Source organism: Streptomyces sp. NPDC104367 (assembly GCF_055583825.1).
The window spans coordinates 51952-76166 of the sequence record NZ_JBVJND010000013.1 but is presented as its reverse complement, the minus strand read 5'-3'; the positions used below and the strand labels follow the sequence as shown (position 1 = coordinate 76166).

21 protein-coding genes, 2 pseudogenes and 1 riboswitch are annotated in these 24215 nt (G+C 72.1%); of the genes and pseudogenes, 10 read left to right on the top strand and 13 right to left on the bottom strand.

The genetic code is table 11. The annotated features are described in order from the left end of the window. Position 1: 1 nt before the first annotated feature. Both ACZ619_RS20805 and bioB read right to left on the bottom strand, forming a co-directional pair. The gene (locus tag ACZ619_RS20805) at positions 2–1282 is read right to left on the bottom strand and encodes an adenosylmethionine--8-amino-7-oxononanoate transaminase (protein WP_469600828.1); all 1281 of its coding nucleotides are present in this window, start codon (positions 1280–1282) and stop codon (positions 2–4) included. Then, positions 1275–2504: a biotin synthase BioB gene (bioB, locus tag ACZ619_RS20800; protein ID WP_469600826.1), complete on the bottom strand. Its 1230-nt coding sequence runs from the start codon at positions 2502–2504 to the stop codon at positions 1275–1277. The genes ACZ619_RS20805 and bioB overlap by 8 nt, the downstream gene beginning before the upstream one ends. Positions 2505–2651: 147 nt before the next feature. Between bioB and ACZ619_RS20795 the strand changes: the two genes are divergently transcribed. After that, complete coding sequence (locus ACZ619_RS20795) at positions 2652–3779, top strand: 8-amino-7-oxononanoate synthase (RefSeq protein WP_469600824.1); 1128 nt, start codon at positions 2652–2654, stop codon at positions 3777–3779. A 59-nt stretch (positions 3780–3838) separates the two neighbouring features. Here ACZ619_RS20795 and ACZ619_RS20790 read toward each other — a convergent pair whose 3' ends face one another. After that, positions 3839–4066 carry a DUF397 domain-containing protein gene (locus tag ACZ619_RS20790; protein WP_469600821.1) on the bottom strand — a complete coding sequence of 76 codons (228 nt, stop codon included), beginning with the start codon at positions 4064–4066 and terminating at the stop codon, positions 3839–3841. Between the two features lie 9 nt (positions 4067–4075). Next, on the bottom strand, positions 4076–4936 hold the full coding sequence (locus ACZ619_RS20785) for a helix-turn-helix domain-containing protein (protein ID WP_469600818.1): 861 nt from the start codon (positions 4934–4936) through the stop codon (positions 4076–4078). 212 nt (positions 4937–5148) lie between these two features. Between ACZ619_RS20785 and ACZ619_RS20780 the strand changes: the two genes are divergently transcribed. Then, entirely contained in the window at positions 5149–5607 is a 459-nt protein-coding gene (locus ACZ619_RS20780) for an ATP-binding protein (RefSeq protein ID WP_469601229.1), read from the top strand. Positions 5608–5643: 36 nt separating this feature from the next. Here the strand turns inward: ACZ619_RS20780 and ACZ619_RS20775 are convergent, their stop codons facing one another. From ACZ619_RS20775 to ACZ619_RS20765, 3 genes are all read right to left on the bottom strand, one after another. Then, positions 5644–6117, bottom strand: coding sequence for a C40 family peptidase (locus ACZ619_RS20775; protein WP_469600815.1), 474 nt, complete (start codon positions 6115–6117; stop codon positions 5644–5646). A gap of 3 nt (positions 6118–6120) precedes the next feature. Beyond that, positions 6121–6300: riboswitch (cyclic di-AMP (ydaO/yuaA leader) on the bottom strand. A gap of 363 nt (positions 6301–6663) precedes the next feature. Beyond that, positions 6664–6972, bottom strand: coding sequence for a hypothetical protein (locus tag ACZ619_RS20770; RefSeq protein ID WP_362323474.1), 309 nt, complete (start codon positions 6970–6972; stop codon positions 6664–6666). A gap of 7 nt (positions 6973–6979) precedes the next feature. Further along, positions 6980–7615: an ATP-dependent Clp protease proteolytic subunit gene (locus tag ACZ619_RS20765; protein ID WP_469600813.1), complete on the bottom strand. Its 636-nt coding sequence runs from the start codon at positions 7613–7615 to the stop codon at positions 6980–6982. Positions 7616–7753: 138 nt separating this feature from the next. On the opposite strand from ACZ619_RS20765, the gene ACZ619_RS20760 reads away from it, so the two are divergent. From ACZ619_RS20760 to ACZ619_RS20725, 8 genes and pseudogenes are all read left to right on the top strand, one after another. Beyond that, a complete protein-coding gene (locus ACZ619_RS20760) occupies positions 7754–8035 on the top strand; it encodes a type II toxin-antitoxin system Phd/YefM family antitoxin (RefSeq protein ID WP_469600810.1) in 282 nt (93 codons plus the stop codon). Between the two features lie 213 nt (positions 8036–8248). Next, entirely contained in the window at positions 8249–8551 is a 303-nt protein-coding gene (locus ACZ619_RS20755; RefSeq protein WP_037782101.1) for an urease subunit gamma, read from the top strand. Between the two features lie 11 nt (positions 8552–8562). After that, positions 8563–8874, top strand: a complete 312-nt coding sequence (locus ACZ619_RS20750) for an urease subunit beta (RefSeq protein WP_469600807.1) — start codon at positions 8563–8565, stop codon at positions 8872–8874. Next, on the top strand, positions 8867–10588 hold the full coding sequence (locus ACZ619_RS20745) for an urease subunit alpha (protein WP_469600804.1): 1722 nt from the start codon (positions 8867–8869) through the stop codon (positions 10586–10588). The genes ACZ619_RS20750 and ACZ619_RS20745 overlap by 8 nt, the downstream gene beginning before the upstream one ends. 15 nt (positions 10589–10603) lie before the next feature. Further along, entirely contained in the window at positions 10604–11281 is a 678-nt protein-coding gene (locus tag ACZ619_RS20740) for an urease accessory protein UreF (protein ID WP_469600802.1), read from the top strand. A 60-nt stretch (positions 11282–11341) separates the two neighbouring features. After that, a complete protein-coding gene (gene ureG, locus ACZ619_RS20735; RefSeq protein ID WP_469600799.1) occupies positions 11342–12022 on the top strand; it encodes an urease accessory protein UreG in 681 nt (226 codons plus the stop codon). After that, positions 12019–12780 carry an urease accessory protein UreD gene (locus ACZ619_RS20730; RefSeq protein ID WP_469601226.1) on the top strand — a complete coding sequence of 254 codons (762 nt, stop codon included), beginning with the start codon at positions 12019–12021 and terminating at the stop codon, positions 12778–12780. The genes ureG and ACZ619_RS20730 overlap by 4 nt, the downstream gene beginning before the upstream one ends. Positions 12781–12989: 209 nt before the next feature. Further along, positions 12990–14066: pseudogene (locus tag ACZ619_RS20725) on the top strand (alpha/beta fold hydrolase); the annotation flags it as partial. On the opposite strand, the pseudogene ACZ619_RS20720 reads toward ACZ619_RS20725, so the two are convergent. The 6 genes and pseudogenes from ACZ619_RS20720 to ACZ619_RS20695 form a co-directional block, all read right to left on the bottom strand. Further along, a pseudogene (locus tag ACZ619_RS20720) lies at positions 13979–14794 on the bottom strand (oxidoreductase); the annotation flags it as partial. The pseudogenes ACZ619_RS20725 and ACZ619_RS20720 overlap by 88 nt on opposite strands. A gap of 136 nt (positions 14795–14930) precedes the next feature. Continuing rightward, positions 14931–16400 (bottom strand): amidase, encoded by a 1470-nt coding sequence (locus tag ACZ619_RS20715; protein ID WP_469600796.1) that lies wholly within the window; start codon positions 16398–16400, stop codon positions 14931–14933. A 319-nt stretch (positions 16401–16719) separates the two neighbouring features. Next, on the bottom strand, positions 16720–17217 hold the full coding sequence (locus ACZ619_RS20710) for a winged helix-turn-helix transcriptional regulator (RefSeq protein WP_469600794.1): 498 nt from the start codon (positions 17215–17217) through the stop codon (positions 16720–16722). A gap of 116 nt (positions 17218–17333) precedes the next feature. Beyond that, positions 17334–20846 (bottom strand): S8 family serine peptidase, encoded by a 3513-nt coding sequence (locus ACZ619_RS20705; protein WP_469600792.1) that lies wholly within the window; start codon positions 20844–20846, stop codon positions 17334–17336. Positions 20847–20885: 39 nt separating this feature from the next. Next, entirely contained in the window at positions 20886–21056 is a 171-nt protein-coding gene (locus ACZ619_RS20700) for a hypothetical protein (protein WP_469600789.1), read from the bottom strand. A gap of 58 nt (positions 21057–21114) precedes the next feature. Further along, entirely contained in the window at positions 21115–24150 is a 3036-nt protein-coding gene (locus ACZ619_RS20695) for a helix-turn-helix transcriptional regulator (RefSeq protein ID WP_469600787.1), read from the bottom strand. Positions 24151–24215 lie beyond the last annotated feature (65 nt).

Below are 24215 nucleotides of genomic sequence, written 5' to 3'. Positions count from 1 at the left end.
TTCATCCCTCCCGCGCCGCGGCGCACACCGCACGCGCGATCCGTGCCACGTCCACGTCACCCGTGACGTACGGCGGCATCGTGTAGACCAGGTCGCGGAAGGGCCGCAGCCACACGCCCTCGCGCACCGCCGCCGCCGTGGCGGCCCGCATGTCCACCTCGTGGTCGAGCTGAACGACCCCGATGGCGCCGAGGACCCGGACGTCCCGGACCCCGGGCAGGTCCAGCGCGGGCGCCAGCCCGTCCCGCAGCCCCGACTCGATCCGCTTGACCTCGGCGAGCCAGTCCTGCCCGAGCAGCAGCCCGAGCGAGGCACAGGCCACCGACGCCGCCAGCGGGTTGCCCATGAACGTCGGCCCGTGGGCCAGCACCGGCACCTCGCCCCGCGAGATCCCCTCGGCCACCCGCGGTGTGCACAGCGTCGCCGCCATCGTCAGGTAACCGCCGGTCAGCGCCTTGCCCACGCACATCACGTCCGGGGTGACGGCCGCGTGGTCCGCCGCGAACAGCGCGCCCGTACGGCCGAAGCCGGTCGCGATCTCATCGAGGACCAGCAGCACGCCGTGCGCGTCGCAGGCCTCGCGCAGCACCCGCAGATAGGCGGGGGAGTGGAACCGCATCCCGCCCGCGCCCTGCACCACCGGCTCCACGATCACCGCGGCCAGCTCGTGCGCGTGCCGCTCGACCATGGACCGCAGATGGTCCGCGTACGACTCCTCGTACCCGGCCGGGGGAGCGTCCGCGAAGACCTGGCGCGGCAGCGCCCCGGACCACAGCTCGTGCATCCCGCCCTCGGGGTCGCACACCGACATCGGCTGCCAGGTGTCGCCGTGGTAGCCGCCGCGCCAGGTCAGCAGGCGCCGTTTCGCGGGCCGGCCGAGCGAACGCCAGTACTGCAGGCACATCTTCACGGCGACCTCGACCGAGACCGAGCCGGAGTCGGCGAGGAAGACATGCTCCAGACCGTCGGGAGACATGTCGACAAGGAGCTTCGCCAGCCGGACGGCGGGCTCGTGGGTGAGCCCGCCGAACATCACATGGCTCATCCGGCCGAGCTGCTCGCGCGCGGCCTCGTTGAGCACCGGGTGGTTGTAGCCGTGGATCGCCGACCACCACGACGACATGCCGTCGACCAGCTCGCCCGAGCCGTCCGCCAGCCGCAGCCGGACCCCGCTCGCCGACTCCACGACGAGCGGTTCGGCCCGGCCGGGCATCGGACCGTACGGATGCCAGACGTGCCGCCGGTCCAGCTCCAGCAGTTCGGGGACGCCCAGGTCAGGCATTGGGCGCGAGGTCCGTTCCGGCACCGCGGCGGCGGACGGCGACCAGGTCGGTGCGCGGCTCGGCGGCGGCGGTGGCCACGGCGGCCGAGTCGCGGACAGCGGCGCCCTCGTGGGAACCGCAGCCCGCTCCGCACCCGGCCCCGGCGTGCGCTCCGCACCCGGCGTCGGCGTTCCCGGCGTCCCCGGCGTGCGACCCGCAGACGGAGCCCGGGGCGTCGGCCCGGTGCCGCGGCAGCGTCACCTCGTCCGAGCCCTCCACCACGAACCCGGCGTCCGCGATCATCTCCAGGTCGGCCTGGCCGGCCTGGCCCTCGGTGGTGAGGTAGTCGCCGAGGAAGATCGAGTTGGCCAGGTGCAGCGCGAGCGGCTGCATGGTGCGCAGATGCACCTCGCGGCCGCCCGCGATCCGGACCTCGACGTCGGGGCAGACGAACCGCACCATCGCCAGGATGCGCAGGCAGCGCTGCGGGGTGAGGTTCCACTCCTTGGCCAGCGGCGTGCCCTCGACCGGGATCAGGAAGTTCACCGGCACCGAGTCCGGGTCCAGCTCGCGCAGCGAGAAGACCACGTCGACCAGGTCCTCGTCCGACTCGCCCATGCCGGCGATCAGGCCCGAACAGGCCGACAGACCCGCCGCGTGCGCCTTGTTGACCGTGTCCACCCGATCGGCGTACGTGTGCGTGGTCGTGATGTCCCCGTACGTCCCCTCGGACGTGTTGAGGTTGTGGTTGTAGGCGTCCGCGCCCGCCTCGCGCAGCCGCTCGGCCTGGCCGTCGGAGAGCAGACCGAGACAGGCGCACACCTCGACGCCCTCGTTCTGCTCCTTGATCGCCTTGATGGTGCCGGCGACCCGGTCCACGTCCCGGTCGGTCGGGCCGCGCCCGGAGGCCACCAGGCAGACCCGCTTGGCGCCCCCGGCGAGCCCCGCGGCGGCCGCCCTGGAGGCCTCGTCGGGTTTCAGCCAGCTGTACTTGAGGATGCCGGTCGAGGAGCCCAGCCGCTGCGAGCAGTAGGAGCAGTCCTCCGGGCACAGGCCCGACTTGAGGTTGACCAGGTAGTTGAGTTTCACGCGCCGGCCGAACCACTGCCGGCGCACCTTGCCGGCCGCGGCCACCACGTCGAGCACGTCGTCGTCCGAGGTCGCCAGCACGGCGAGCGCTTCCTCGCGGGTCGGCAGCTCGCGCCGAAGCCCCTTGTCCACCAGCGTGTTCAGCAGGTCCATGAGAGCCGATCCTGTACTACGAGGCTGCCCCGGGCCAAGGAGAGTTCGCACAACCCTGGCAGATCGACATGTGGGTATCACCACACAGTGGGTGCCCGACGGTCCCGCTAGGGTCTGTTCATTGCCTACAAAATCACCGGAGGGGTCATGGCGTTCGGCTGGATCGACGAACAGGCGGAGCTGCGCCGCCGCGCCGGACTCGAACGGACCCTGCGCCCCCGTCCCGCCGATTCGCCGCTGCTGGACCTCGCGAGCAACGACTACCTGGGCCTGGCCGGCCATCCCGAGGTCGCCGAGGGCGCCGCCGGGGCGGCCCGGACCTGGGGCGGCGGAGCCACCGGCTCCCGGCTGGTGACCGGCACGACCGAGCTCCACACCGAGCTGGAGCGCGAGCTGGCCGAATTCTGCGGGTTCGAGGCGGCCCTGGTCTTCTCCTCCGGCTACGCGGCCAACCTCGCCGCCGTCACCACGCTCGGCCCGCACGGCTCGCTGATCGTCTCCGACGCCCTCAACCACGCCTCCCTGATCGACGGCTGCCGGCTGGCCCGGGGCACCACCCAGGTCGTCGGGCACGCCGACCCGGACGCGGTGCGCAAGGCGCTCGGCACCCACGAGGGGCCCGCGGTGGTCGTCTCCGACACGGTGTTCTCCGTCGACGGCGACGCGACCCCGCTCGCCGCCCTGGCCGGGGCGTGCCGGGAGCACGGCGCCGGGCTCCTCGTCGACGACGCGCACGGGCTCGGCGTCCTCGGGGACGGCGGGCGGGGGGCGCCGTTCGCGGCCGGGCTGGCCGGTGCCGACGACGTGGTGGCGACCGTGACCCTGTCCAAGTCGCTGGGCAGTCAGGGCGGGGCCGTGCTGGGTCCGGCCCGGGTGGTCGACCATCTGGTCAACGCGGCCCGCACCTTCATCTTCGACACCGGTCTGGCCCCCGCGGCGGCGGGGGCGGCGCTGGCGGCCCTGCGGCTGCTGCGGCGCGAGCCCGGGCGCGCGGCCCGGGCCCGCGAGGTGGCCGCCGAGCTGCACGCACGGCTGACCGCCGCGGGTCTGGAAGCGGTACGGCCGGACGCCGCGGTGGTCTCCGTGCGGGCACCGTCCCCGGAGCGGGCCGTGCGATGGGCGGCCGACTGCCGGACGGCAGGTCTGGCCGTGGGCTGTTTCCGTCCGCCTTCCGTGCCGGACGGAGTCTCACGGCTCAGGCTGACCGCCCGGGCCGACCTCTCCGGGGCCGAGATCGAACGCGCTGTACGGGTGATCGGCGAGACACGACCATGAGTCGGCGTGACACGGCCGGGTGCCGCTCGCGGGTGGATACGGGTGCGGTTCCGCGCTGATCAGTCGGTGAACACGGCCAGGAAACCCGTCCAGCTCTCGGGGGAGAAGAGCAGCGCGGGTCCGGCCGGGTCCTTGGAGTCACGCACGGCGAGCAGTCCGGCGGGCGCACCGGAGTGCGGCCGTGCGGTCTCCACGCAGTTGTTCGCTCCGGTGCTGTGACTGCTGCGCAGCCACCGCACGCCGAGCAGATCGGTACTGGAAGGAACGTGCCGAGGCAGTGCAGTCATGGTGCCTCCTTACGTGCCGTCACTTATCCCGGCGATGAAATCCAACGAGTCCTCGGGCGAAAGCGCGTGGATCTGAAGGGTGTCGAAGGCCTCCGCATAGGCCTGGAGGTCTTCTTTCCGCTCCAGGTAGAGGCTACTCGTCAACTGGTCGAGAACAACCACATCCAGATCAGAAGTGCTCGGAAATGAGAAGATTACGAAAGGGCCGGTGATGCCGATATGCGCACCGGCCTGGAACGGCAGCACCTGGATCCGCACCTGGGGCAGCCTCGCCGCCTCCATCAGCCGGTGCAGCTGGCGGGCCATCACCCCCGGGCCGCCGACCTCACGGCGCAGCACCGCCTCGTCCAGGACCGCGCTCAGCCGCAGCGGCGGATCGTTGCGCAGCACGTCCTGCCTGGCCAGGCGCACTTCCACCAGGGTGTCCAGCGCCTCGTCGTCGAGTCCCTCGGCGGCCACCCGGGTGACGGCCCGCGCGTACTCGGACGTCTGCAACAGCCCCGGTACCACCGAGGTCTCCAGCGTGCGCATCGCGCTCGCCTGCGACTCCAGGCTGATGAAGTCCCGGTAGGCGGGCGGCAGCACCCCGCGGTAGGCGTGCCACCAGTGGTGCCGTCCGGCCGTGTCCTCCGACCCCGCCAGCACCAGCAGCAACTCGCGCAACTGCCCCTCGGTCACGCCGTAGGCGTCCAGGAGTAACCGCACATCGGCCGGTTTCACACCGCTGGCGCCGGTCTCTATCCGGCTCACCTTCGACTGGTGCCAGCCCACCAGACGGGCGGCCTCACCGCTCGTGAGACCCGCACCGGTGCGCAGCATGCGCAGTTCGGCGCCCAGTTTTCGGCGGCGTACCGCGGGACCGTTCTGCATGGGCTACTCCTTACTCCTTCCGGGCCGCCCAAATACGGTCTGGGGTCGCAGAGTTCACCGCTTCGAGCGACAGATATATGCACATCTTGGTGGATCGCTCCCCGTGACCGGCCCGGTAATGGCAGTCTGGCGAAGAAGCACCAGTCCGGGACCGTACTCGAACCATCCGCACCGTGTCGGACTACGGTCCCGAGGAAAGGGACGACGTCGCCATGGCAGACCATCTGGAAGCATCCGTCACTCTGCCGAGCGATCCCGCCTCGGTCTCCACGGCCCGCTCCTATGTGCTGGACACCCTCGCGGAGTGGGGACTGCCACCGCAGACGGAGACCGCGGACACCATCCGCCTCATCGTCTCGGAACTCGCCACCAACGCCGTACAGCACACCTTCGGACAGTCACCCACCTTCACGGTGGACATCGCCCTCGACCGCGACGAACACCTCCACATCGGCGTCACGGACAGTCACCCCCGCTTCCCCAGGAGACTTCCCGCCGCGGTCCAGCAGGACAACGGGCGCGGCATGGTCATCATCCGCTGGCTCACCGCCGAGTGCGGCGGCAGACTCCGGGTCCGCCCGACCCGGGAGGGCGGCAAGACCGTCTCCATCGAACTGCCCTGGACGGTGCCGGCCGGCACCGTGACCGCGGCCGGCCAGCAGGAACCGTAGCCCCGAGTCCCCGCCGGCCGGCACCCGGTCGCCGGGTCAGCTCACCCGGCCGTACCAGACGCTCCTGGTCCAGATCTTCTGCAGCTTCACCACGTCCCCGGTCTTCGGGGCGTGCCAGATCTTTCCCTTCCCGGCGTAGATGCCGACGTGGTACACGCTGGAACCCGAGTGGAAGAAGACCAGGTCCCCGGCCTTGCGGTGGCCGGCCGAGATGTGACGGGTCTTGTTGTACTGCTGGGCCGCCGTACGCGGCAGGCTCTTGCCCGCCTTCTTGAACGAGTACAGCGTCAGCCCGGAGCAGTCGAACCGGTTCGGTCCGCTGGCGCCCCACCTGTAGGGTGACCCCTTCTTCGAGGCGGCGACCTGAAGCGCCTTCGTCGCCATCGTGGCGGCCGAGGCCTCGGAGGCGACACCCGGGATCACGATCGAGCCGCCGACGGCGGCGATCGTCAGCGCCGAGGCCGTACCGGCCCTGGCCATGAGCGACGGGACACGATTGAGCGCAGTCATGCGCAACCCTTCGTCAGCCGCCTGTGAAGGATGACCTGTCGGATTCGGGCTGGCGAAGTTGCCCGGCCGCTGACGCGGCTTCACCCCAAGGGCTGCTCGGCCCGGTCATGGCGCGACCGTTCCGGCGACCCGTCTTGCTCGGGTCCTCCACTCCTGCCGATGCACTTCTGTCGACGGGTCAATCCGGGCGGCGGCAGGACTCGGCGTCCGCCCGGACCGCCCCGCCGCTGTGGCGGGGGCTTGTCGTCAGACAGGGATCTTCACTCACGTGTGTCCGAAAATCCCAATGGAATCGGGGATTTGTGGGGTTACTCACCACCCACCCGTTCGGGTGGACAATGCTCTGTTCGACTCAACGCCAACTGCCCTGCGTAGCCCCGGACCTGCGCGAAAGCACTCCAGGGGCTCCCTCGGACCCGCACGTCGAGCGGGTCCGCCGGTCAGGTAAAACCACGCCGCGCTCCGCTGAACGGGGGTAACCCCGTTGGGTCGTTTCGACTCCGGCCCGGACGCGGCCTCGACGGCCGGGCCCGCGGCCTGCGCGCGTCAGCGTACGCAGTCGGGCGGGAGCGCGACGCGAGCGGTCCGGCGCTCACCGTCGAGCACCCGCAACGCCCGTGCCAGCGTGTCCCCGTGCAGCTCCGTCTCGCCCCTGCCGTGCATCAGGGCCAGCGCGTCACGCAGCTCGGAAGCGGCGCGCACCAGCGCCTGCGCGGCGCGCAGGCCACGATACGTGTCCTCGTTCTGCGCCGGGTTGATACGGCCCAGCAGATCGACCACGTCCAGATAACGGTCGATCAACTCGCCCTCGGCGCGGGTGAGCGCGGGCAGCGGCGGAAGTTCCGGTGGCAGCATCGGCGGCTCACCCCGCGTCCGGCAGGCCGAGCGAGCCCCTGCGCTCGGGCATGACCAGGTCCACCAGCCCGTACGCCAGCGCCTGCCGGGCGTCCAGGACCAGGTCCCGCTCCATGTCCTCGCGCACCTGCTCCGGGGTGCGCCCGGTGTGCCGGACGAGCATCTCCTCCATCAGGGTACGGACCCGTTCCAACTCCGCCGCCCGGATGGCCAGATCACTCGGCCGGCCCCGCACCGGTTCCGGCAGGGACGGCTGCTGGAGGAGAATGCGCGCCCCCGGCAGCGCGGACCGCTTGCCCGGGGTGCCGGCCGCGAGCAGGACCGCCGCCGACGCCCCGGCCTGGCCCAGGCAGACCGTGGCCACGTCACAGGTGACGTACCGGACCGTGTCGTAGATCGCCGTCATCGCGCTGAACGACCCGCCCGGCGAATTGACGTAGAGCGAGATGTCCTGCTCCGGGGCGGTGTGCTCCAGGTACATCAGCTGGGCCGTCACATCGTTCGCGGAGACCTCGTCCACGGGCGTGCCGAGGAACACGATCCGGTTCTCCAGCAGCTTCGAGTACGGATCCAGCGTGCGTTGCGCGGCACCGGTGCGTTCGGTGAACTCGGGCAGCACATAGCGGGCGGACGGTCGGGTCATGACGTACCCCTCCTGGCGACTGACGCGTGTCGGGCCGGTCTCTCCGTAAAAAATGTACAGGACGTACAGGAGCTGGCCGAGTGATTCCGCTGTCGCCGAACAAGGAGGACTGCCGCGGGTGCCCCGTAAGCTGGAGCCATGGCCTACGAGATTCCGGTGACGCAAGCCAGGGCTGAGCTCGCCGAACTGATCAACCGGGTGGTGTACGGCGGTGAGCGCGTCGTCGTGACCCGACACGGCAAGCCGCTGGTCGCCCTCGTCTCCGCCGCCGACCTCGAACGCCTCGAAGACCTCCCGGAAGCCGCCGAGGACCAGGTGGTCAGCTCCGTCTCCACGGTCCGCGAGTCCGCCGCCCCCGCCCGCCCCGACCGCGCCCGCTTCGGCATCGCCGCGGAACACCGCCGGGCCGCGGGGTCCTAGCCGCCGGGCTCCCGGCCGCCGGAGCCCCCGGCCATGCGCCGGTCATGGAGTGATCAAGGTCCGGTTAACGTCACCGAAACTCCGGCAAACTAGCCTGCCGAACCACGCCACCTGGGGTTTTCCTAGCCGGATTGGGTCCGTGAGCCCAATCTGTCGCGGTGGCCGCGGCAACCGGACCCCGCACGGTCCGGAGCGAGGACTGTGAGGTGGGACGTGCAACTGACCCCGCACGAGCAAGAGAGGCTGCTGATCCACGTGGCGGCCGACGTCGCCGAGAAGCGCCGGGCCCGCGGGCTCAGGCTGAACCACCCCGAGGCCGTCGCCCTGATCACGTCGCACATCCTCGAAGGGGCACGTGACGGCCGTACCGTCGCCGAACTCATGGCTTCCGGCCGCAAGCTCCTGACCAGGGACGACGTCATGGAGGGCATCCCCGAGATGATCCACGACGTCCAGGTCGAGGCGACCTTCCCGGACGGCACCAAGCTCGTCACCGTCCACGACCCGATCGTCTGAGGGGGCCGCCGATGATTCCCGGAGAGGTGCTCTTCGCCGACGGGCCCGTCGTATTCAACGCGGACCGCGAGGTCACCCGGCTGACCGTGCTCAACGCCGCCGACCGGCCCGTCCAGGTCGGCTCCCACTACCACTTCGCCGAGGCCAACCCCGGACTGGAGTTCGACCGGGACGCGGCCCGCGGCAAGCGGCTGAACGTCGCCGCCGGCACCGCCGTCCGCTTCGAGCCCGGCATCCCCGTCGACGTCGAGCTCGTCCCGCTCGCCGGTGCCCGTGTGGTGCCCGGACTGCGCGGCGAGACCGGAGGTGCCCTCGATGCCTGAGATCTCCCGCGCCGCGTACGCGGACCTGTTCGGCCCGACCACCGGCGACCGGATCCGGCTCGCCGACACCGACCTGCTGATCGAGATCGAGGAGGACCGCTCCGGCGGCCCCGGGCTCGCCGGTGACGAGGCGGTCTTCGGCGGTGGCAAGGTCATCCGCGAGTCCATGGGCCAGTCGCGCGCTACGCGCGCAGACGGCACCCCCGACACGGTCGTCACCGGTGCGGTGATCGTCGACCACTGGGGCATCGTCAAGGCCGACGTCGGCATCCGCGACGGCCGGATCACCGGCATCGGCAAGGCCGGCAACCCCGACACCATGGACGGGGTCCACCCCGACCTGGTGATCGGCCCCGAGACCGAGGTCATCGCCGGCAACGGACGGATCCTCACCGCGGGCGGCGTCGACGCGCACGTCCACTTCATCTGCCCGCAGATCGCCGACGAGGCGCTGTCCTCGGGCGTCACCACCCTGGTGGGCGGTGGCACCGGGCCCGCCGAGGGGTCCAAGGCGACCACCGTCACCCCCGGCCCCTGGCACCTCGCCCGGATGCTGGAGGCGATGGAGCAGTACCCCCTGAACATCGGCTTCCTCGGCAAGGGCAACACGGTCTCGCACGAGGCGATGCTGTCCCAGATCCGGGGCGGCGCGCTGGGCCTGAAACTGCACGAGGACTGGGGCTCCACCCCGGCCGTCATCGACGCGGCCCTGACCGTCGCCGACCGCACGGGCGTCCAGGTGGCCATCCACACCGACACGCTGAACGAGGCGGGGTTCGTGGCGGACACGCTGGCCGCCATCGGCGGGCGGGGCATCCACGCCTACCACACCGAAGGCGCCGGCGGCGGGCACGCGCCGGACATCATGACCGTCGTCTCCGAGCCGCACGTGCTGCCGAGCTCGACGAACCCGACCCGGCCCTACACGGTCAACACCGCCGAGGAACACCTCGACATGCTGATGGTGTGCCACCACCTCAACCCGGCGGTGCCGGAGGACCTGGCCTTCGCCGAGTCCCGGATCCGGCCGTCGACCATCGGCGCCGAGGACGTGCTGCACGACCTGGGCGCGATCTCGATCATCTCGTCCGACGCACAGGCCATGGGACGCGTCGGCGAGGTCATCCTGCGCACCTGGCAGACCGCGCACGTGATGAAGCGGCGGCGGGGCGCGCTCCCCGGCGACGGGCGCGCCGACAACCTCCGGGTACGCCGCTATGTCGCCAAGTACACGATCAACCCGGCGCTCGCCCAGGGGCTGGCGCGCGAGATCGGCTCGGTCGAGAGCGGCAAGCTCGCCGACCTCGTGCTCTGGGAGCCCGCGTTCTTCGGGGTCAAGCCGCATCTCGTCCTCAAGGGCGGCCAGATCGCCTACGCGCAGATGGGCGACGCCAACGCGTCGATCCCGACGCCCCAGCCGATCCTGCCGCGTCCCATGTACGGCGCGATCGGGCGGGCGCCGGCCGCCAACTCCTTCAACTTCGTCGCCCCGCTCGCCGTCGAGGACGGACTGCCCGAGCGGCTCCAGCTCGGGAAGCGGTTCGTCGCCATCGAGTCGACCCGCGGGGTGACCAAGGCGGACATGCGCGAGAACGACGCGCGTCCCCGGGTCCAGGTCGACCCCGACAGCTTCGCCGTGCACATCGACGGGGAGCTGGTCGAGGCGACACCTGCGGCCGAACTGCCCATGGCCCAGCGCTACTTCCTGTTCTGAGAGACGAGGTCTGCGGTGTCTCGGGCAGCGTTGCTGGTACTGGCCGACGGCCGCTTTCCCGCCGGAGGGCACGCGCACTCCGGCGGGGCGGAGGCGGCCGTCAGGGCCGGACGGATCACCGGGGCGGCGGGGCTGGAGGAGTTCTGCCGCGGGCGGCTGCACACGACCGGGCTGGTGGCGGGGGCACTCGCCGCGGCCGCGGTACTCGGAGCCGACGTAGGGGAGTTGGACGCGGCCGCCGATGCGCGGACGCCGTCGCCGGCGCTGCGGGCGGCCGCTCGCAGGCTCGGGCGGCAGCTGCTGCGCGCCGCGCGGGCCACCTGGCCGGGCCCCGAACTCGACGCCGTGGCACGGGACTTCCCCAAGGGGGCCCATCAGCCGGTGGTGTTGGGAGTGGTGGCCCGGAACGCGGGGCTGTCCGCGGAGGACGCGGCGTACTGCGCGGCGTACGAGTGCGTGAGCGGGCCCGCCACGGCGGTGGTGCGCCTGCTGAGCCTGGATCCGTTCGAGGCGACCGGGGTGCTGGCGCGGCTGGCCCCCGAGGTGGACCGGGTGGTCGACCGGGCGGTGGAGGCGGCGCGGAGGGCGGCCGGGGGCGGCGGTACGGACGCGCTGCCCGCGGCTTCGGCGCCGCTGCTGGAGATCGGGGCGGAGTGGCACGCGGGGTGGGCGGTGCGGTTGTTCGCGTCGTAGCCCCGCCCCCCGCTGCCCCAGCCGAGTCGGAAAGACCACGCCGTACAAGGAGCCGTACACATGCATCTCGACCATGAACACCAGCACGGTCCCGTCGCCCTCAGCGCCGACGCGCACCGGCCCGACGGCACCCGCAGGGCGCTGCGGATCGGCCTGGGCGGGCCCGTCGGGTCCGGGAAGACCGCCACCGTGGCCGCGCTGTGCCGGATGCTGCGGGAGGAGCTGTCGCTCGCCGTCGTCACCAACGACATCTACACGCGCGAGGACGCCGAGTTCCTGCTGCGGGAGGCCGTGCTGCCGCCCGAGCGGATCACCGCCGTGGAGACGGGCGCCTGCCCGCACACCGCGATCCGGGACGACATCTCGGCGAACCTCGAAGCCGTGGAGGACCTGGAGGACGAGGTGGGGCCGCTGGACCTGATCCTCGTCGAGTCCGGCGGCGACAACCTCACCGCCACCTTCTCCAAGGGGCTCGTGGACGCGCAGATCTTCGTGATCGACGTGGCCGGCGGCGACGACATCCCGCGCAAGGGCGGGCCGGGCGTGACCACCGCCGACCTGCTCGTCGTCAACAAGACCGACCTCGCGCCCTACGTGGGATCGGACCTGGCCCGGATGGCCGCCGACGCGAAGGCGCAGCGGGCCGGACTTCCCGTCGTCTTCCAGTCGTTGCGCGGCGACACCGGCGTCGCGGACGTGGCCGCGTGGGTGCGGGAGCGGCTCGCCGCGTGGACCGCGTGACCACCACCGGGGTGCGGGCCACCGCCCGGATCGTCGCCCGTCCGGACGGGCGGGGCGGTACGGCGCTGCCCGTGCTGGAGGGGGAGGGACCGCTCGCGCTGCGGCGCACCCGGAGCAGCGGGACCGAGGCCCGGGTGACGGTCGTCGGGGCGATGAGCGGACCCCTCGGCGGCGACCGGTTCGCGGTCGAGGCACAGGTGGCGGAGGGGGCGCGGCTGTCCGTCGGGTCGGCCGCCGCCACCATCGCGCTGCCGGGACAGACCAAGGGCGAGGCACGCTACGACGTGCGGCTCGATGTCGCCGACGGCGGTGAACTGCGCTGGCTGCCCGAGCAGTTGATCTCGGCCAAGGGGAGTGATCTACAGGTCGCGACCCGCGTCGACGTCGCGGCGGGCGGGCGGCTGGTGCTGCGCGAGGAGCAGGTGCTGGGGCGGGTCGGGGAGGAGCCCGGGCGGCTGACCAGCAGGCTCGCCGTGCGGATCGGCGGCCGGCTCGTGCTCGACCAGGAGCTCGCCTGCGGACCCGGGGCACCCGGTGGCTGGGACGGGCCCGCCGTACTGGCGGGACACCGTGCCGTCGGACAACTCGTCGTCGTACGGCCGGAGTTCGCGGTGGAGCCGGTGGCGGCGCGGATGCTGGGGGAGTACGCGTCGCTCGCTCCGCTCGCCGGACCCGCCGTCCTGGTCAGTGCGGTGGCGGCCGACGCGCTGCGGCTGCGGCGGGTACTGGACGAGGCGCTGCACCACCTCGGTGGCTGAAACGCTCCCCGTCCCCTCGGTGATCTGTTCGGTGCCCCCTCCGTGCTCCGCTCAGCGGGACGTGATCGTCCGGTTATCGGATTGGTAAAGACGGCCCTCACGCCCTGTCCTCAGGAGGCTCACAGCCGGGAGGATCCCCTCTGACGATTCGTAACCACGTTCGGGGAGGGGCCCACTTGAGGCACAACTTCAGATCGAGGAGCCGGCTGCTGGCGCTCGGATCGACGGGGGCGCTGGTCAGCGCGACCCTGATCACCGGTGCGCTCGCGGCACCCGCGTCCGGTGCCGAGGCCCGCAAGGGCGGCCAGGACAAGGCGCAGTGGGGCGCGTCGGTCGCCGCCGCCCGGGCCGCCGAGGCCGGCATCGACTGGGCGGACTGCCCGGCGGACTGGGGCCTGGAGAAACCGATCCAGTGCGGCTGGGTCAGCGTGCCGCTCGACTACACCAAGCCCTACGGCAAGCAGATCAAGCTCGCCGTCGACCGAATAGGCAACACGGGGACGCAGGCGGAGCGCCAGGGCGCGCTCGTCTACAACCCCGGCGGCCCGGGCGGCTCCGGCATGCGCTTCCCGCGCCGCGTCGTCACCAAGAGCGCACTGTGGGTCAACACCGCCAAGGCGTACGACTTCGTGGGCTTCGACCCGCGCGGCGTCGGCCACTCCGCGCCCATCTCCTGCATGGACCCGCAGGAGTTCGTGAAGGCGCCCAAGGCCGACCCGGTCCCGGACACCGAGGCCGACAAGACCGCCCAGCGCAAGCTCGCCCGCCAGTACGCGGACGGCTGAGCCGAGCGCACCGGCCGCGCGATGCTCCAGCAGATGACCACCCCGAACACCGCACGCGACCTGGACGTCATCCGGGCCGCGCTCGGCGAGAAGAAGCTCAACTACCTCGGGGTCTCCTACGGCACCTACCTCGGCGCCGTCTACGGGACGCTCTTCCCGGGCCATGTGCGCCGCATGGTCGTCGACAGCGTCGTCAACCCCTCGCGCGAGAACATCTGGTACCAGGCCAACCTGGAGCAGGACATCGCCTTCGAGGGCCGCTGGAAGGACTGGGAGGACTGGGTCGCCGCCAACGACGCCGTCTTCCACCTCGGGACCACGCGCGACGCCGTCCAGGCCCAGTGGCTCCGGCTGCGCGCCACCGCCAAGGCGAACCCGCTCGGCGGGGTCGTCGGGCCGGCCGAACTGATCTCCTTCTTCCAGAGCGCGCCGTACGCGGTACGGGCGTACTCCAGGAAGTACGCCTCGCGCGCCCTGGTGCTGGGGGCGGCCGTTCCGCTCATGGCCATGGACTCGTAACTTCCGCCGCTGACCTCGATGAGGTCGATGCCCTCGCGGGCGAGCGCGGCCAGTACCGTCCGGGACTCGTCCTCGCTGAAGCCGCCCCGCTGGAAGTCCGCCGAGTTGAGCTTGACGGCCACGGCGAAGCCGGGCGAGACGCGGGCGCGGATGCGCCGGACGACCTCGAGGCCGAAGCGCATCCGCCGCTCGGGATCGCCTCCCCACTCGTCGTCGCGCCGGTTCACCAGCGGTGAGAGGAACTGCGAGATGAGATATCCGTGGGCGGCCTGCACCTGTACGCCGTTGAAGCCGGCCGTCTCACACACGGCCGCCGCTGTGGCGAAGCGCTCGATGAGGTCCTCGATCTCCGCCGGCCGCAACTCGCGGGGCGTCGCGGCCCCGGGGAGCTTCGATGCGATCGCGCTGGGCGCCACCGGCGTGTGTCCGAGAGTCAGGGGACTGGCCTGGCGTCCTGGGTGATTGAGCTGCGCCCAGATCGGAACGCCGGAGTCCTGGGCCGCCTTCGCCCAGAGCGAGAGCGCGCCGAGGTCGCGCTCGTCCTCCACGACGATGTTGCCCGGTTCTCCGAGCTGACTGCGGTCGATCATGACATTGCCGGTGATCAGGAGGCCGTACCCGCCTCGGCTCCAGGTCGAGTAGAGGCGGCCGAGACGTGCGTCCGGTGCGTTCCCCTTGTTGCCCAGCGCCTCGCTGAGCGCGGACTTCATCAGGCGGTTGGGGAGTATCTGGCCGTTCGGGAGAGTGAGGGGGGTGTCCAGCGAGTTCATCGGGGCTTTCCTAGGGGGTGGCGGCGTCAGCCGGAATTGTCTGGAGGGCGCGGCTCGGGGCAGTGGCGGCGGCTCGTCACACGAAGGCCGGCGGGGGCTGGTAGCCCTCCAGCTCCTGGCCCAGAAGCTCGGCGAACCTGATCGTGGTGAGGTCGCCGCCGCTCGGCCCCATCACCTGCAGCCCGACGGGCAGGCCGTCCCGGCCCGTCCGCACGGGGAAGGTGGTCGCCGGACTGCCGGCCACGTTGGCGAGGGCGCTCCACTTGACCTGGTCCCAGTAGGGGCGGGACCGGTCGTCGACCTGGAGCAGGCGTCCGAACCTGTCGACGGGCTGGTTGTGATGCGGCGGAGCCGTGGTCGAGGTGACCGGCAGCAGCAGGACGTCGAAGTCCCGGAAGAAGTCGACCCACCGCTCGCGCAGCTCATGACGTGCCATGTCCGCCTGGAGCCAGCTGTAGTGGGACTGGAAGGTTCCGCGCAGCGCGTACATCGCCTCCCCGCGGGGGCGCTGGACGACACGCGCGAGGAGCGCGGCGTTCGAGGCCGGGGTCAGTCCGGACCGGTCGTAGGTGAACGCGCCGAAGAGCAGGCGCAGGAAGATGTCATGGCTGGTCGCCATGTCGACGCGCAGGCTCACGGGCTGGACCTCGACCTTCGCGCCGGCCGTCTTGAGCGCCCCGAGGGCGTCGTCCACCGCGGCCCTGACGTCGTGGTCGATGGGGCAGAGCGGGTCCTCGGTCCACACCGCGACCCGGAAGTCGCCCAGCTTCTCCGCCCGCGGCGGGGCGAGGGTGTAGCTGAATCCGCCGTCCCGCTCGGGCGGTCCCACGGTCGCCCGCAGGACGGGAACGAGATCGCGGGCCTCACGCACCTGGGCGCCCGCGCAGGCGAGGTCGATCTCCCCCCACCGCCCTACGCCAGGACCGCCCGGGACATGGCCGATCAGCGGGATGGACCGCCAGGTCGCCTTGTGCCCGTAGAGGCCGTTGAAGTGCGCCGGGACGCGGGTCGAGCCGCCGATCTCGGAGCCGAAGTCGAGGGCGGTCAGCCCGGCGGCGGTCGCCACGGCGCCACCGCCCGCGGAGCCTCCGGAGGTACGGGCGGTGTTCCACGGGTTCAGCGTCGGCCCGAATACCGGGTTGTCCGCCTGGACGTCCTGGTTTCCCGCGGGCATGTTGGTCTTGCCGACGATCACCGCGCCGGCGGCACGCAGCCGTCGTACCGCCTCGGCGTCCTGGTCGGGCACGTACGTCCTGAGGTCCCGCCGGCCGCACACCGTCCGCAGGCCGGCCGTCTCGTAACTGTCCTTCACCGTGATCGGCAGCCCGTGCAGCGGACCGAGCTCGGCCCCGCTCGCCCGCTTCTCGTCGGCGCTCCTGGCGTCGCGCCGCGCACGCTCGACGTCGAGGGTGACGATCGCGTTCAGCGTTCCGTTGTGGGCGTCGATCCGGCTGAGGTAGGTCTCCAGCAGTTCCTCGCTCGAGACCTTGCCCGAGGCGATCGCGTCCACCTGGTCGGCGGCCGACTGGAAGGGCAGGTCAGGCATGGGGGCCTCATTTCTGGACGCGCTCGTCCGGCGGGTTCGGGAACCACGAGCCGCCTCATGGTCGTACGAACGTAATTTAATGGTTCGTCGACGTGCGGTTCGTGGTCGCGGCCGACAAAGGCTCTGGAGGCCGGGTGGCCTGCGCGTCTGAGGGTGGGCGGGGAAGGGTCGGGCGGCCGGCGGCTCGTCGCGAGGGGCGTGCGCTACTCGTGGGCGGTCCGCATGCTCGCGACGCTGACGGGCCCGGGCGTTAACACTAGGAGGGTTACTATCATCACGCAAGTGACTCGCTGCCGTGATGGAAGTAACGTTGCGGTCTCTACGAGGAGGCCTGCTCGTTCCGCCGCTCCAGTACCGCGCGGAGCCGGTCGTTCGCGGCGGGGCCCGGCAGGAAGGCGGCGTGCTCCTCGTCGATGGGGAGGCCGGTCGAGCGGTCGATGAAGAGCGGGTCTACGTCGATGCCGGTCTGTTTGTCGACAAGGCGGACGTTCGGCTGCTCCGGCGGGAAGTGGTGCATGCCGAAGGCGTGCAGCGCGATGAGGACCGGGACGAAGGCGTTGCCGGTCTTGGTGAGCACGTACTCGTAGCGGGGAGGGCGCTCGTTGTAGAGGCGTCGCTCCAGCAGGCCGGCTTCGACCAGTGAGCCGAGTCGCCGGGTCAGGGAGTTCGGGGAGATGCCCAGGCTCTTCTGGAAGTCGTCGAACCGTGTGATGCCGTGCGTCGCGTCGCGGAGGATGAGGATGCTCCACCACTCGCCCACATGCTCCAGAGTGAGTGCGATCGGGCAGCTCATGTCCTGAAAGCTCTTCCGTTCCATGATGGAAGTCTACGGAGTACGCGTTGGTGTCCGACGCTGTGCTGCACCGGCGGGGGAGCGGGCGCGTTGCTGGGCCGGGCGAGGGACATCGTGTCCCCGCCCGGCCCAGGTGGCCGTCAGCCGATGCGGTAGGCCCGGATCACCGTCTGGCTGAAGGTGTTGCCGGAGCGGTCCTCACCGGTTGCGCGCAAGGACGCCCAGCCGCTGCCGGAGCTCGCGGCGGGGTGGGTCAGGACGACCCGGCCGCCCTTGCCGTGGACCCGCGAGGCGGCACTCGTCCACGTCGCCCCGTCGTCGTACGAGACCTCGACCTGCAACGCCTTGAGGTCACGGTGCGTCCGCGGCCCCTGCTGCTGCACGGTGAACGGCACGGTGAAGGCCGTGCCCGCCGGTGCGACGCCGTACAGGTCGGTCGGTGGCTGGAAGCGCAGCACGGTCAGCGGCAGGGGGACGCTGGAGTCCGTGGTGTCCGAGGGGAACGACCAGCTGGCCTCGACCCGTTGCGACCGCTGGCCGTGCCAGAACGTGTTGCGGGTCGCGGAGACGTCCAGCCGGTAGTCGGCCGGGCCTGCGGGAACGTCCCAGTACTCGAAGAAGTTGTCGAAGTCCGTCTCGTCCGGCCACGGACGGTCCAGCTTTCCGACCTCGCTCCCGTTGCGGTAGAGCGTCGCGACGGCCTGGCTGAACGCCCGGTCGTTCCAGTCGTGGTGGTCCGGGTTCGAGTCGCCCCACAGGGAGAACGCGGGTGTGATCCGGTTTCCGGACCGGGTCAGGAACTGCCCGTTCGCGGCCAGGGCCGGACCGGCCACCGGGTAGTTCCAGGTCTCCTTGGTCGTCGTGCCCGGCCGGTAGGTCCGGGGGTCGGCCAGCTGACGTCCGAGTCCGTAGTAGCTGCTGCCGTCCGGGGTCTTGAACTCCCCGAGCGCGCCGGTCCACTGCACGTCAGGATCCGCGCTGTAGTACTCCACCCGGCGGGCGGCGAGCGGCACGTTGCGCACCACGGTGACGAGGCTGGTCTGCCCGCCGAGGAAGCCCGAGATGGTGCGGGCCGCTCCGTCGAGCTGGCCGTCCCGCTGGGCGTACCAGGCATCCACCTTGGCCAGCCGCCGGACCGGAACCTTGTAGGAGAGCCGGTCGGGTATGCCGCGCCGCTTCTCCTCCACGAGAGAGTAGACGGGGCCGGCGATCAGCGCGCCGGGGTCCGCCGGTGCCGCGAGAGTGGTGCGGTAGTAGTAGCGGTAGGACGTGTCCCGGTCCGGGGCCGGGGTGGGGACGGCGGACAGGGCGGTCGTCGAGAAGTCCGGGGCGAAGACCCCGAAGGACGACGTCTCCTGCACGCCGGTGGAGTCGGTCGCCGTGGTCTGCCCGCCGAACTCACGGAACCAGGGAGCGACCGTGTCGTCCGGCACGCCCACCGAGGCCGGCCTGCCCCTGCGGGCGTCGAACTCGATCGCCACGTCCTTGTCGAGGGTGACCGACGGCCGCGCTTCGAGGGTGAGGTCGGTGACCTCCTTCGTGTCGGGGTCCGCAGTGCTGGTGAGGGCGGTGAGCCCGTATCTGCCCCTGGGGAGCCGGACGCGCACCTCGGGTGTGGTCGAGTTGACCGACGCGACCGCCGTCGAGCCGGTCCCGTCGAGCGCGTCGATGACGACCGTGGTCTGGTACGGCGCGAGCGGGGCGTGTCCGTTGCGGTCGAGCGCGGTGAGGGTGAAGTCGTAGCTCTCCTCCTCGAACGGCGCCGCGAGCGTGGTCTCCACGCGGGTGGCGCCGTCGGCGGTCGTCGCCTCGAACCGCCATGCGTAGGATCCTCCGCTCGCCGGTACGCCGGCGGACGGGTCGACGGTCACGTCCACGGCGGACTCGCCGTGCGCCGGCACGGTCACCTCGTCGGCGGACAGACGCAGCAGACCCTCGGGTGCCGTCGCTCCGGCGGGCGAGGTCAGTGTCGGGTGGATGCCCAGGGCCACCGGGACGTCGCCGTCGTTGCGGTAGGTGATCGTCCTGGTCTCGGCCGGGTGCGAGGTGTGCGGCCAGGCGAACGGGCCGACCCGCAGCGAGGCGGGGGAGGCGGTCACCGGCTGGCTGGTGGCCCTGGCCACGTCGACGAGGCCGCTGCCCTGTTCGTAGACGTTCTGCGCGGGCTGGGGGTCGGCCGCGCTCATGATCGCGGCCTTGAGCTGTACTCCGTTCCAGTCCGGGTGCTCCTGGGCGAGCAGGGCCACGGCGCCCGCCGCCCCCGGTGTCGCCATCGACGTGCCGGACAGCGCGGTGTAGTCGTCGTCGATCGGGCCGTCGGGGCCGACCGGGTCGTAGTCCCCGACGGGGGTGCCCTTGGCGCGGGCCGAGATCACGTTCACGCCGGGAGCGGTGACGTCCGGCTTGATCGAGCCGTCCCCGAGGCGGGGCCCGCGGCTGGAGAAGGAGGCGAGGGCGCCGGTGGAGTCGACCGCGCCGACGGTGAGGGCGGCGTCGGCCGAGCCCGGTGACGCGACGGTGCCGGCGCCGGGGCCGGCGTTCCCGGCCGCGACCACGAAGAGCGTCCTCGACTGCGCGGACAGGGTGTCCACCGCCTGGGCCAGCGGGTCGGTGCCGTCGGTCGGCACGGTGCTGCCGAGGCTCATGCTGACGATGTCGGCGCCCTCGGCCACCGCCCATTCCATGCCGTCGATGATGTCGGAGCTGAAGCCGCTGCCCTCGGCGTCGAGCACCTTGCCGATGAGCAGCGAGGCCTCGGGCGCCACACCCTCGTGGCGACCGTTCGAGGCGGCCCCGGTGCCGGCGATGATGCCGGCCACATGGGTGCCGTGGCCGTTGTCGTCGTCCGCGTCGTCCGAGCCGTCGATCAGGTTGCGTTCCGCGAGCACGCGGCCCTGGAGGTCGGGGTGGTCGTGGTCCCAGCCGGAGTCGAGGACGGCCACTTTGACGCCCGCGCCGGTGTAACCGGCCGCGCGGGCCGCCGGGACGCCCATCTGCGCGTTGCCGATGTCGTCGCGGATCCGGACCGGTGCGTCCAGCCACACCTTGGCCAGCCCGCCGTCCAGCTTCGCCGAGCGCGCCGTACCCGGATCGCGCACGATGTCCGACCAGAAGGCGGCGGCGTCGTCGTGCCGTTCCTCGACGGCGGTGGCGTCGATGCTCCGCAGGGTGTGCCGCACGGTCGCGCCGTCGGCGTCGGCGAGGACCGCGGGCGTACGGGCCCCGGTGTGCTCCACGATCAGGGGCAGGGAGTCGGTACCGGCGTCGCCGTACCCGATCCGGGTGAGGGCGGTGATGTCGAACAGCCGGGCGTCCAGGGTGCCGTCGGCCACCAGGCCCATCGCGTCCGACGGGATGACGCTGAAGTCCCCGGCATGCTGCCGTTGGTAGAAGACGACGTCCGAGCGGCCCTGGCCGGCCGTCACCTGTATGCTGCGCCGTCCGCCGCCGAGTTCGGTGACGTGGACGACATCACCGGTGATCAGGGTGATCGACGTCGGGTCGGTGGCTGTGCCGGGCTCGGTGCCCGCCGCGTCGACGGGGGCCGCGGCGAGCAGGGCTCCGGTCAGGGCGGCGGCGACGACCGAGGCGGCCAGGCGGGAACAGGGACGCCCGAGGCGTCTGCCGCGGTGGCTTGAGGTGGGGGGTGTCAAGAGGATCCTTTCCGAGAACGGCGGTTGGGGGGAACCGGTTCAGAGGGGTTCGAACCGGCCGTCGTCGTGCCTGCTGACGGCTGGCTCCTCTTCATCGGGGACATCGGGGACATCGGGGGCGCCGGGCATGTCGGGGGCGCCGAGCACGTCGGGCGGGTCGGGTTCGGTGGACTCCTCGCCCTGCGGTTGTGCGTGCGGGTCGACTCGCATGGCACCCAAGCGTGGCGGGTCCCAAGGCCCCACGGCGATCAGGCAGTTGACCGAAAAGTCAGCCGCGGGGAGCCGAGTTGTCGGACTCCACCGGCAACACCCCGGCCTCGACCGCGGCCCTGACCACGGCGGCGCGCGACGAGACTCCCAACTTGCGCATCGCGGAGCTGAGTTGTGTGGCGACGGTCTTCGGGGAGACGAACAACTCCGCGGCCACCGTCCGGTTGGTCATTCCCTGTGCGACCAGCGCCACGACCTGCTGTTCGCGCGGGGAGAGCCGAGGTCCGTAGCCGCGCGGGCCCCCGCGCCAGGCACGGGTCACCTCCATCCCGTGCTCGCGCAGCAGTTGGGCCACCCGGTTCGCGTCCGTGCGCGCGCCCAGTGTCCACAGCCGCCGCTGCACGGTGCCGAGGAGCGCGAGGGCCCGGTCGGCGTCGCCGCGGCCGAGCAGGCATCGGCCGCTTCTCTCCAGGGCCAGCAACTCGTCGTACGGACGCGGCAGGGCGGCCCAGGCCGATGCCGCCGCCGCGAAGGTCGCAGCGGCCGGTTCCAGGTCGCCGCGCGCCTCGGCGACGACCGCCCGGCCGAGCGCCAGCGCCGCCGCCGCGGCGGGCGCGTCCCGGTCGCGGATGCCCTCCGCGTACCGCCCCAGCAGCCGGGTGGCGTCGTCGAGTCGGCCGGTGCCGGCCAGGGCGTCGAGGTGCGCGGGGAGGATGTCCGCGGCCCAGAGCCACACGCCTTTGCGCTCGATCAGCTCCACGACCCGGCCGGTGACCTCCAGCGCCGCGCCGTGGTCGCCGTCGGCCAGGTACGACCGGGCGAGCACGGCCGCCGCGAGACCGGTCTCCGGCTCGCACACACCGTCCCCGGCGAGTTCGTCGGCGATGTCGCGCAGAGTGCGCCGGGCGGCCGTACCGCGGTCGCCGCGGGCGAGGGCCAGTACGGCGTGGATCTGCCGGGCCAGCCGTGCCGCGTAGGTGTTTGTGTCCCGGTCGGCGGCCAGCGCGGTGACCGTGGCGTCCAGTCCGGCCCAGTCGCCCGTGCACCAGTCCAGATAGGCGAACGGAACCCGGAGGGTGTTCCGCAGCCGCCGGTAGCCGGTCGCCTCCACGAGTTCGGTCGCCGCGGTGAGCCGGGCGCGGGCCTCGCCGTAGCGGCCCCAGACGATGGCGATCTGGCCCACGTTGAACAGGAAGCGGACGAGCAGCCGGCGCTCCGGCGCCGATGCGCCGACGGCGTCGTGGACCTCGTCCGCCGCCTGCCACCCGCTCTCCTCGCCGAGCATGAGGAGGGCCGTGGCCCGGTTCGTCGCCACCCGGAGCCGGTCGGACGGCGACTCGATCCGGGGCATCAGGGCCGTCGCCCGCGCCAGCCAGTCACGGTGCCGGGCGGCAGACCAGCCCGGCACCAGGGGCATGGCCAGGACGGACATCGCCGTCGCGGCCAGGTCGGGCCGGTCCCGCAGCAGCCCGACGCCGTCCTCGATCTCCTCGAAGGCGGCGGCTTCGTCGCCGATCTCCCGCAGCAGCCGGCCGAGCAACAGCTTGATCTCACCGCGGTCCTGACGCGGCAGATCGTCGCGCGACAGGACTCGTCGGACGGCGTCGAGCACGGCCCCCGCGAGATCGCTGACGTCACGGGCGCCGAAGACCGCGGCGCTCCCCATCTTGCGTACGAGCCGGGACCGGTCGGCGGTCGTGAGGTCCGGCACGGTGAGCAGACTCAGCAGGGTCAGGACCGCGCCGCGGTCGTGACCGGACTCCAGCGCCACGTCGGCGCTGGCCTCCCCGTACCGGCAGCAGCCCTCGACGTCGCCCGCCTCCCGGCAGTGCCGGAACAGCCGCGCGACGGGTTCGGGCCGGGCCGGGCGCAGGCAGGCCGCCGCCCTGGCGTGCAGGCGGCGCCTGTCCGACGCGGGTAGCGCCCCGTACACGGCCAGGCAGTCCAGCGCGTGCCGGTAGACATACGCTCCGGGCGTCTGCTCCCGCAGCAGCCCCGACCGCAGCGCCACCGCCAGCCCCGTCCGGCCGTCCTCGGATGCCAGCTCCGCCACCTCGGTCAGCAGCGTCTCGGAGCACGGCGCGTCCAGTACGGCCGCGGCCTCCAGAATCCTCCGTGCTTCGACATCGAGCCGCTCCACCCGCTCCGTCACCGAGTCCCGCAGGGTCGCCGGCACCTTGAGCTCGGTCAGGACCCGCCGGATCCAGGTGCCGTCGCGGCGCACGATGTCCTCGCGGTCGCGCAGCAGCAGGACGCACTCCTCGACGGCGAGCGGGACCCCGTCGGTGTGCCGGTGGAGGAACGACACGAACTCCGCCGACACCTCCGGGGTGTCGAACATGGAGGCGACCAGCTCGCGGGTGCCCGCGAGGTCCAGCGGCTCCAGCTCCAGTCGCACCAGCGTCACCTCGGCCGGTACCCGAGAGGTCAGCCGGGGCAGGAGCGAGCCGCCCGGCACCTCGTCCGGGCGGTACGAGACCACGATCGACAGGCCGGGCCTGCTGGTGGCGGTGAGCGTGAGCAGCCATTCCAGAGTCGTCGGGTCCGCCCAGTGGGCGTCCTCGACGATCAGGACGTCGACGCCCAGCCGCCCCAGCAGTTCCGTCAGGGCGCTCAGGATCCGGTGCCGGGTCTCCTTGGGGTCGCCCAGCTCCTCGGGCGGCGACGGCAGCAGGTCGGCCCAGTCGGGGAACAACGGCCGTAACGCACCGGCCAACGGGGACAGTTCCAGGTCTGAGCCCGGTCGTGGGCACAGCCGCCGGATCCCGTCGACCACCGCCCCGAGGGTGAACGGCTCGGGCAGCGGTGGGCAGGTCGCGGTCAGCGCCGTCCGCCCCGGCACCGCGGCGACCGCTTCACGGATGAACCGTGTCTTCCCGATCCCCGCCTCGCCCGCCACCACGACCAGAGCCGGCCCCTCCGCCAACGCGCCGCGCACGGCGGCGAGCTCGTCCGAGCGGCCGGCGAAGTCCGGTGCGGTGCGGGGGACTTGCGAGTGGGCTGGGCGAACCGTCGACTCCCCTCGCGGTGCGCTCCGACTGGGGCGACGTGCCAACCTGCCACCTCCGGGTACCCGACCGACGTATGCCCGCACCGCTGGTCGCCCCAGCCCAACGGCTCCGCCATTTTGGCATGCCCGTGTCGCCTGTCCAGGGCCGT

Coding starts and splice junctions, on each gene's coding strand:
- bioB (WP_469600826.1), bottom strand. CDS start 2,504: ATGGACCTGCTGAACACGCTGGTGGACAAGGGGCTTCGGCGCGAGCTG.
- ureG (WP_469600799.1), top strand. CDS start 11,342: ATGCATCTCGACCATGAACACCAGCACGGTCCCGTCGCCCTCAGCGCC.
- ACZ619_RS20790 (WP_469600821.1), bottom strand. CDS start 4,066: ATGACTGCACTGCCTCGGCACGTTCCTTCCAGTACCGATCTGCTCGGC.
- ACZ619_RS20775 (WP_469600815.1), bottom strand. CDS start 6,117: ATGACTGCGCTCAATCGTGTCCCGTCGCTCATGGCCAGGGCCGGTACG.
- ACZ619_RS20765 (WP_469600813.1), bottom strand. CDS start 7,615: ATGACCCGACCGTCCGCCCGCTATGTGCTGCCCGAGTTCACCGAACGC.
- ACZ619_RS20770 (WP_362323474.1), bottom strand. CDS start 6,972: ATGCTGCCACCGGAACTTCCGCCGCTGCCCGCGCTCACCCGCGCCGAG.
- ACZ619_RS20710 (WP_469600794.1), bottom strand. CDS start 17,217: ATGGAACGGAAGAGCTTTCAGGACATGAGCTGCCCGATCGCACTCACT.
- ACZ619_RS20805 (WP_469600828.1), bottom strand. CDS start 1,282: ATGCCTGACCTGGGCGTCCCCGAACTGCTGGAGCTGGACCGGCGGCAC.
- ACZ619_RS20700 (WP_469600789.1), bottom strand. CDS start 21,056: ATGCGAGTCGACCCGCACGCACAACCGCAGGGCGAGGAGTCCACCGAA.
- ACZ619_RS20745 (WP_469600804.1), top strand. CDS start 8,867: ATGCCTGAGATCTCCCGCGCCGCGTACGCGGACCTGTTCGGCCCGACC.
- ACZ619_RS20785 (WP_469600818.1), bottom strand. CDS start 4,936: ATGCAGAACGGTCCCGCGGTACGCCGCCGAAAACTGGGCGCCGAACTG.
- ACZ619_RS20760 (WP_469600810.1), top strand. CDS start 7,754: ATGGCCTACGAGATTCCGGTGACGCAAGCCAGGGCTGAGCTCGCCGAA.
- ACZ619_RS20780 (WP_469601229.1), top strand. CDS start 5,149: ATGGCAGACCATCTGGAAGCATCCGTCACTCTGCCGAGCGATCCCGCC.
- ACZ619_RS20795 (WP_469600824.1), top strand. CDS start 2,652: ATGGCGTTCGGCTGGATCGACGAACAGGCGGAGCTGCGCCGCCGCGCC.
- ACZ619_RS20715 (WP_469600796.1), bottom strand. CDS start 16,400: ATGCCTGACCTGCCCTTCCAGTCGGCCGCCGACCAGGTGGACGCGATC.
- ACZ619_RS20750 (WP_469600807.1), top strand. CDS start 8,563: ATGATTCCCGGAGAGGTGCTCTTCGCCGACGGGCCCGTCGTATTCAAC.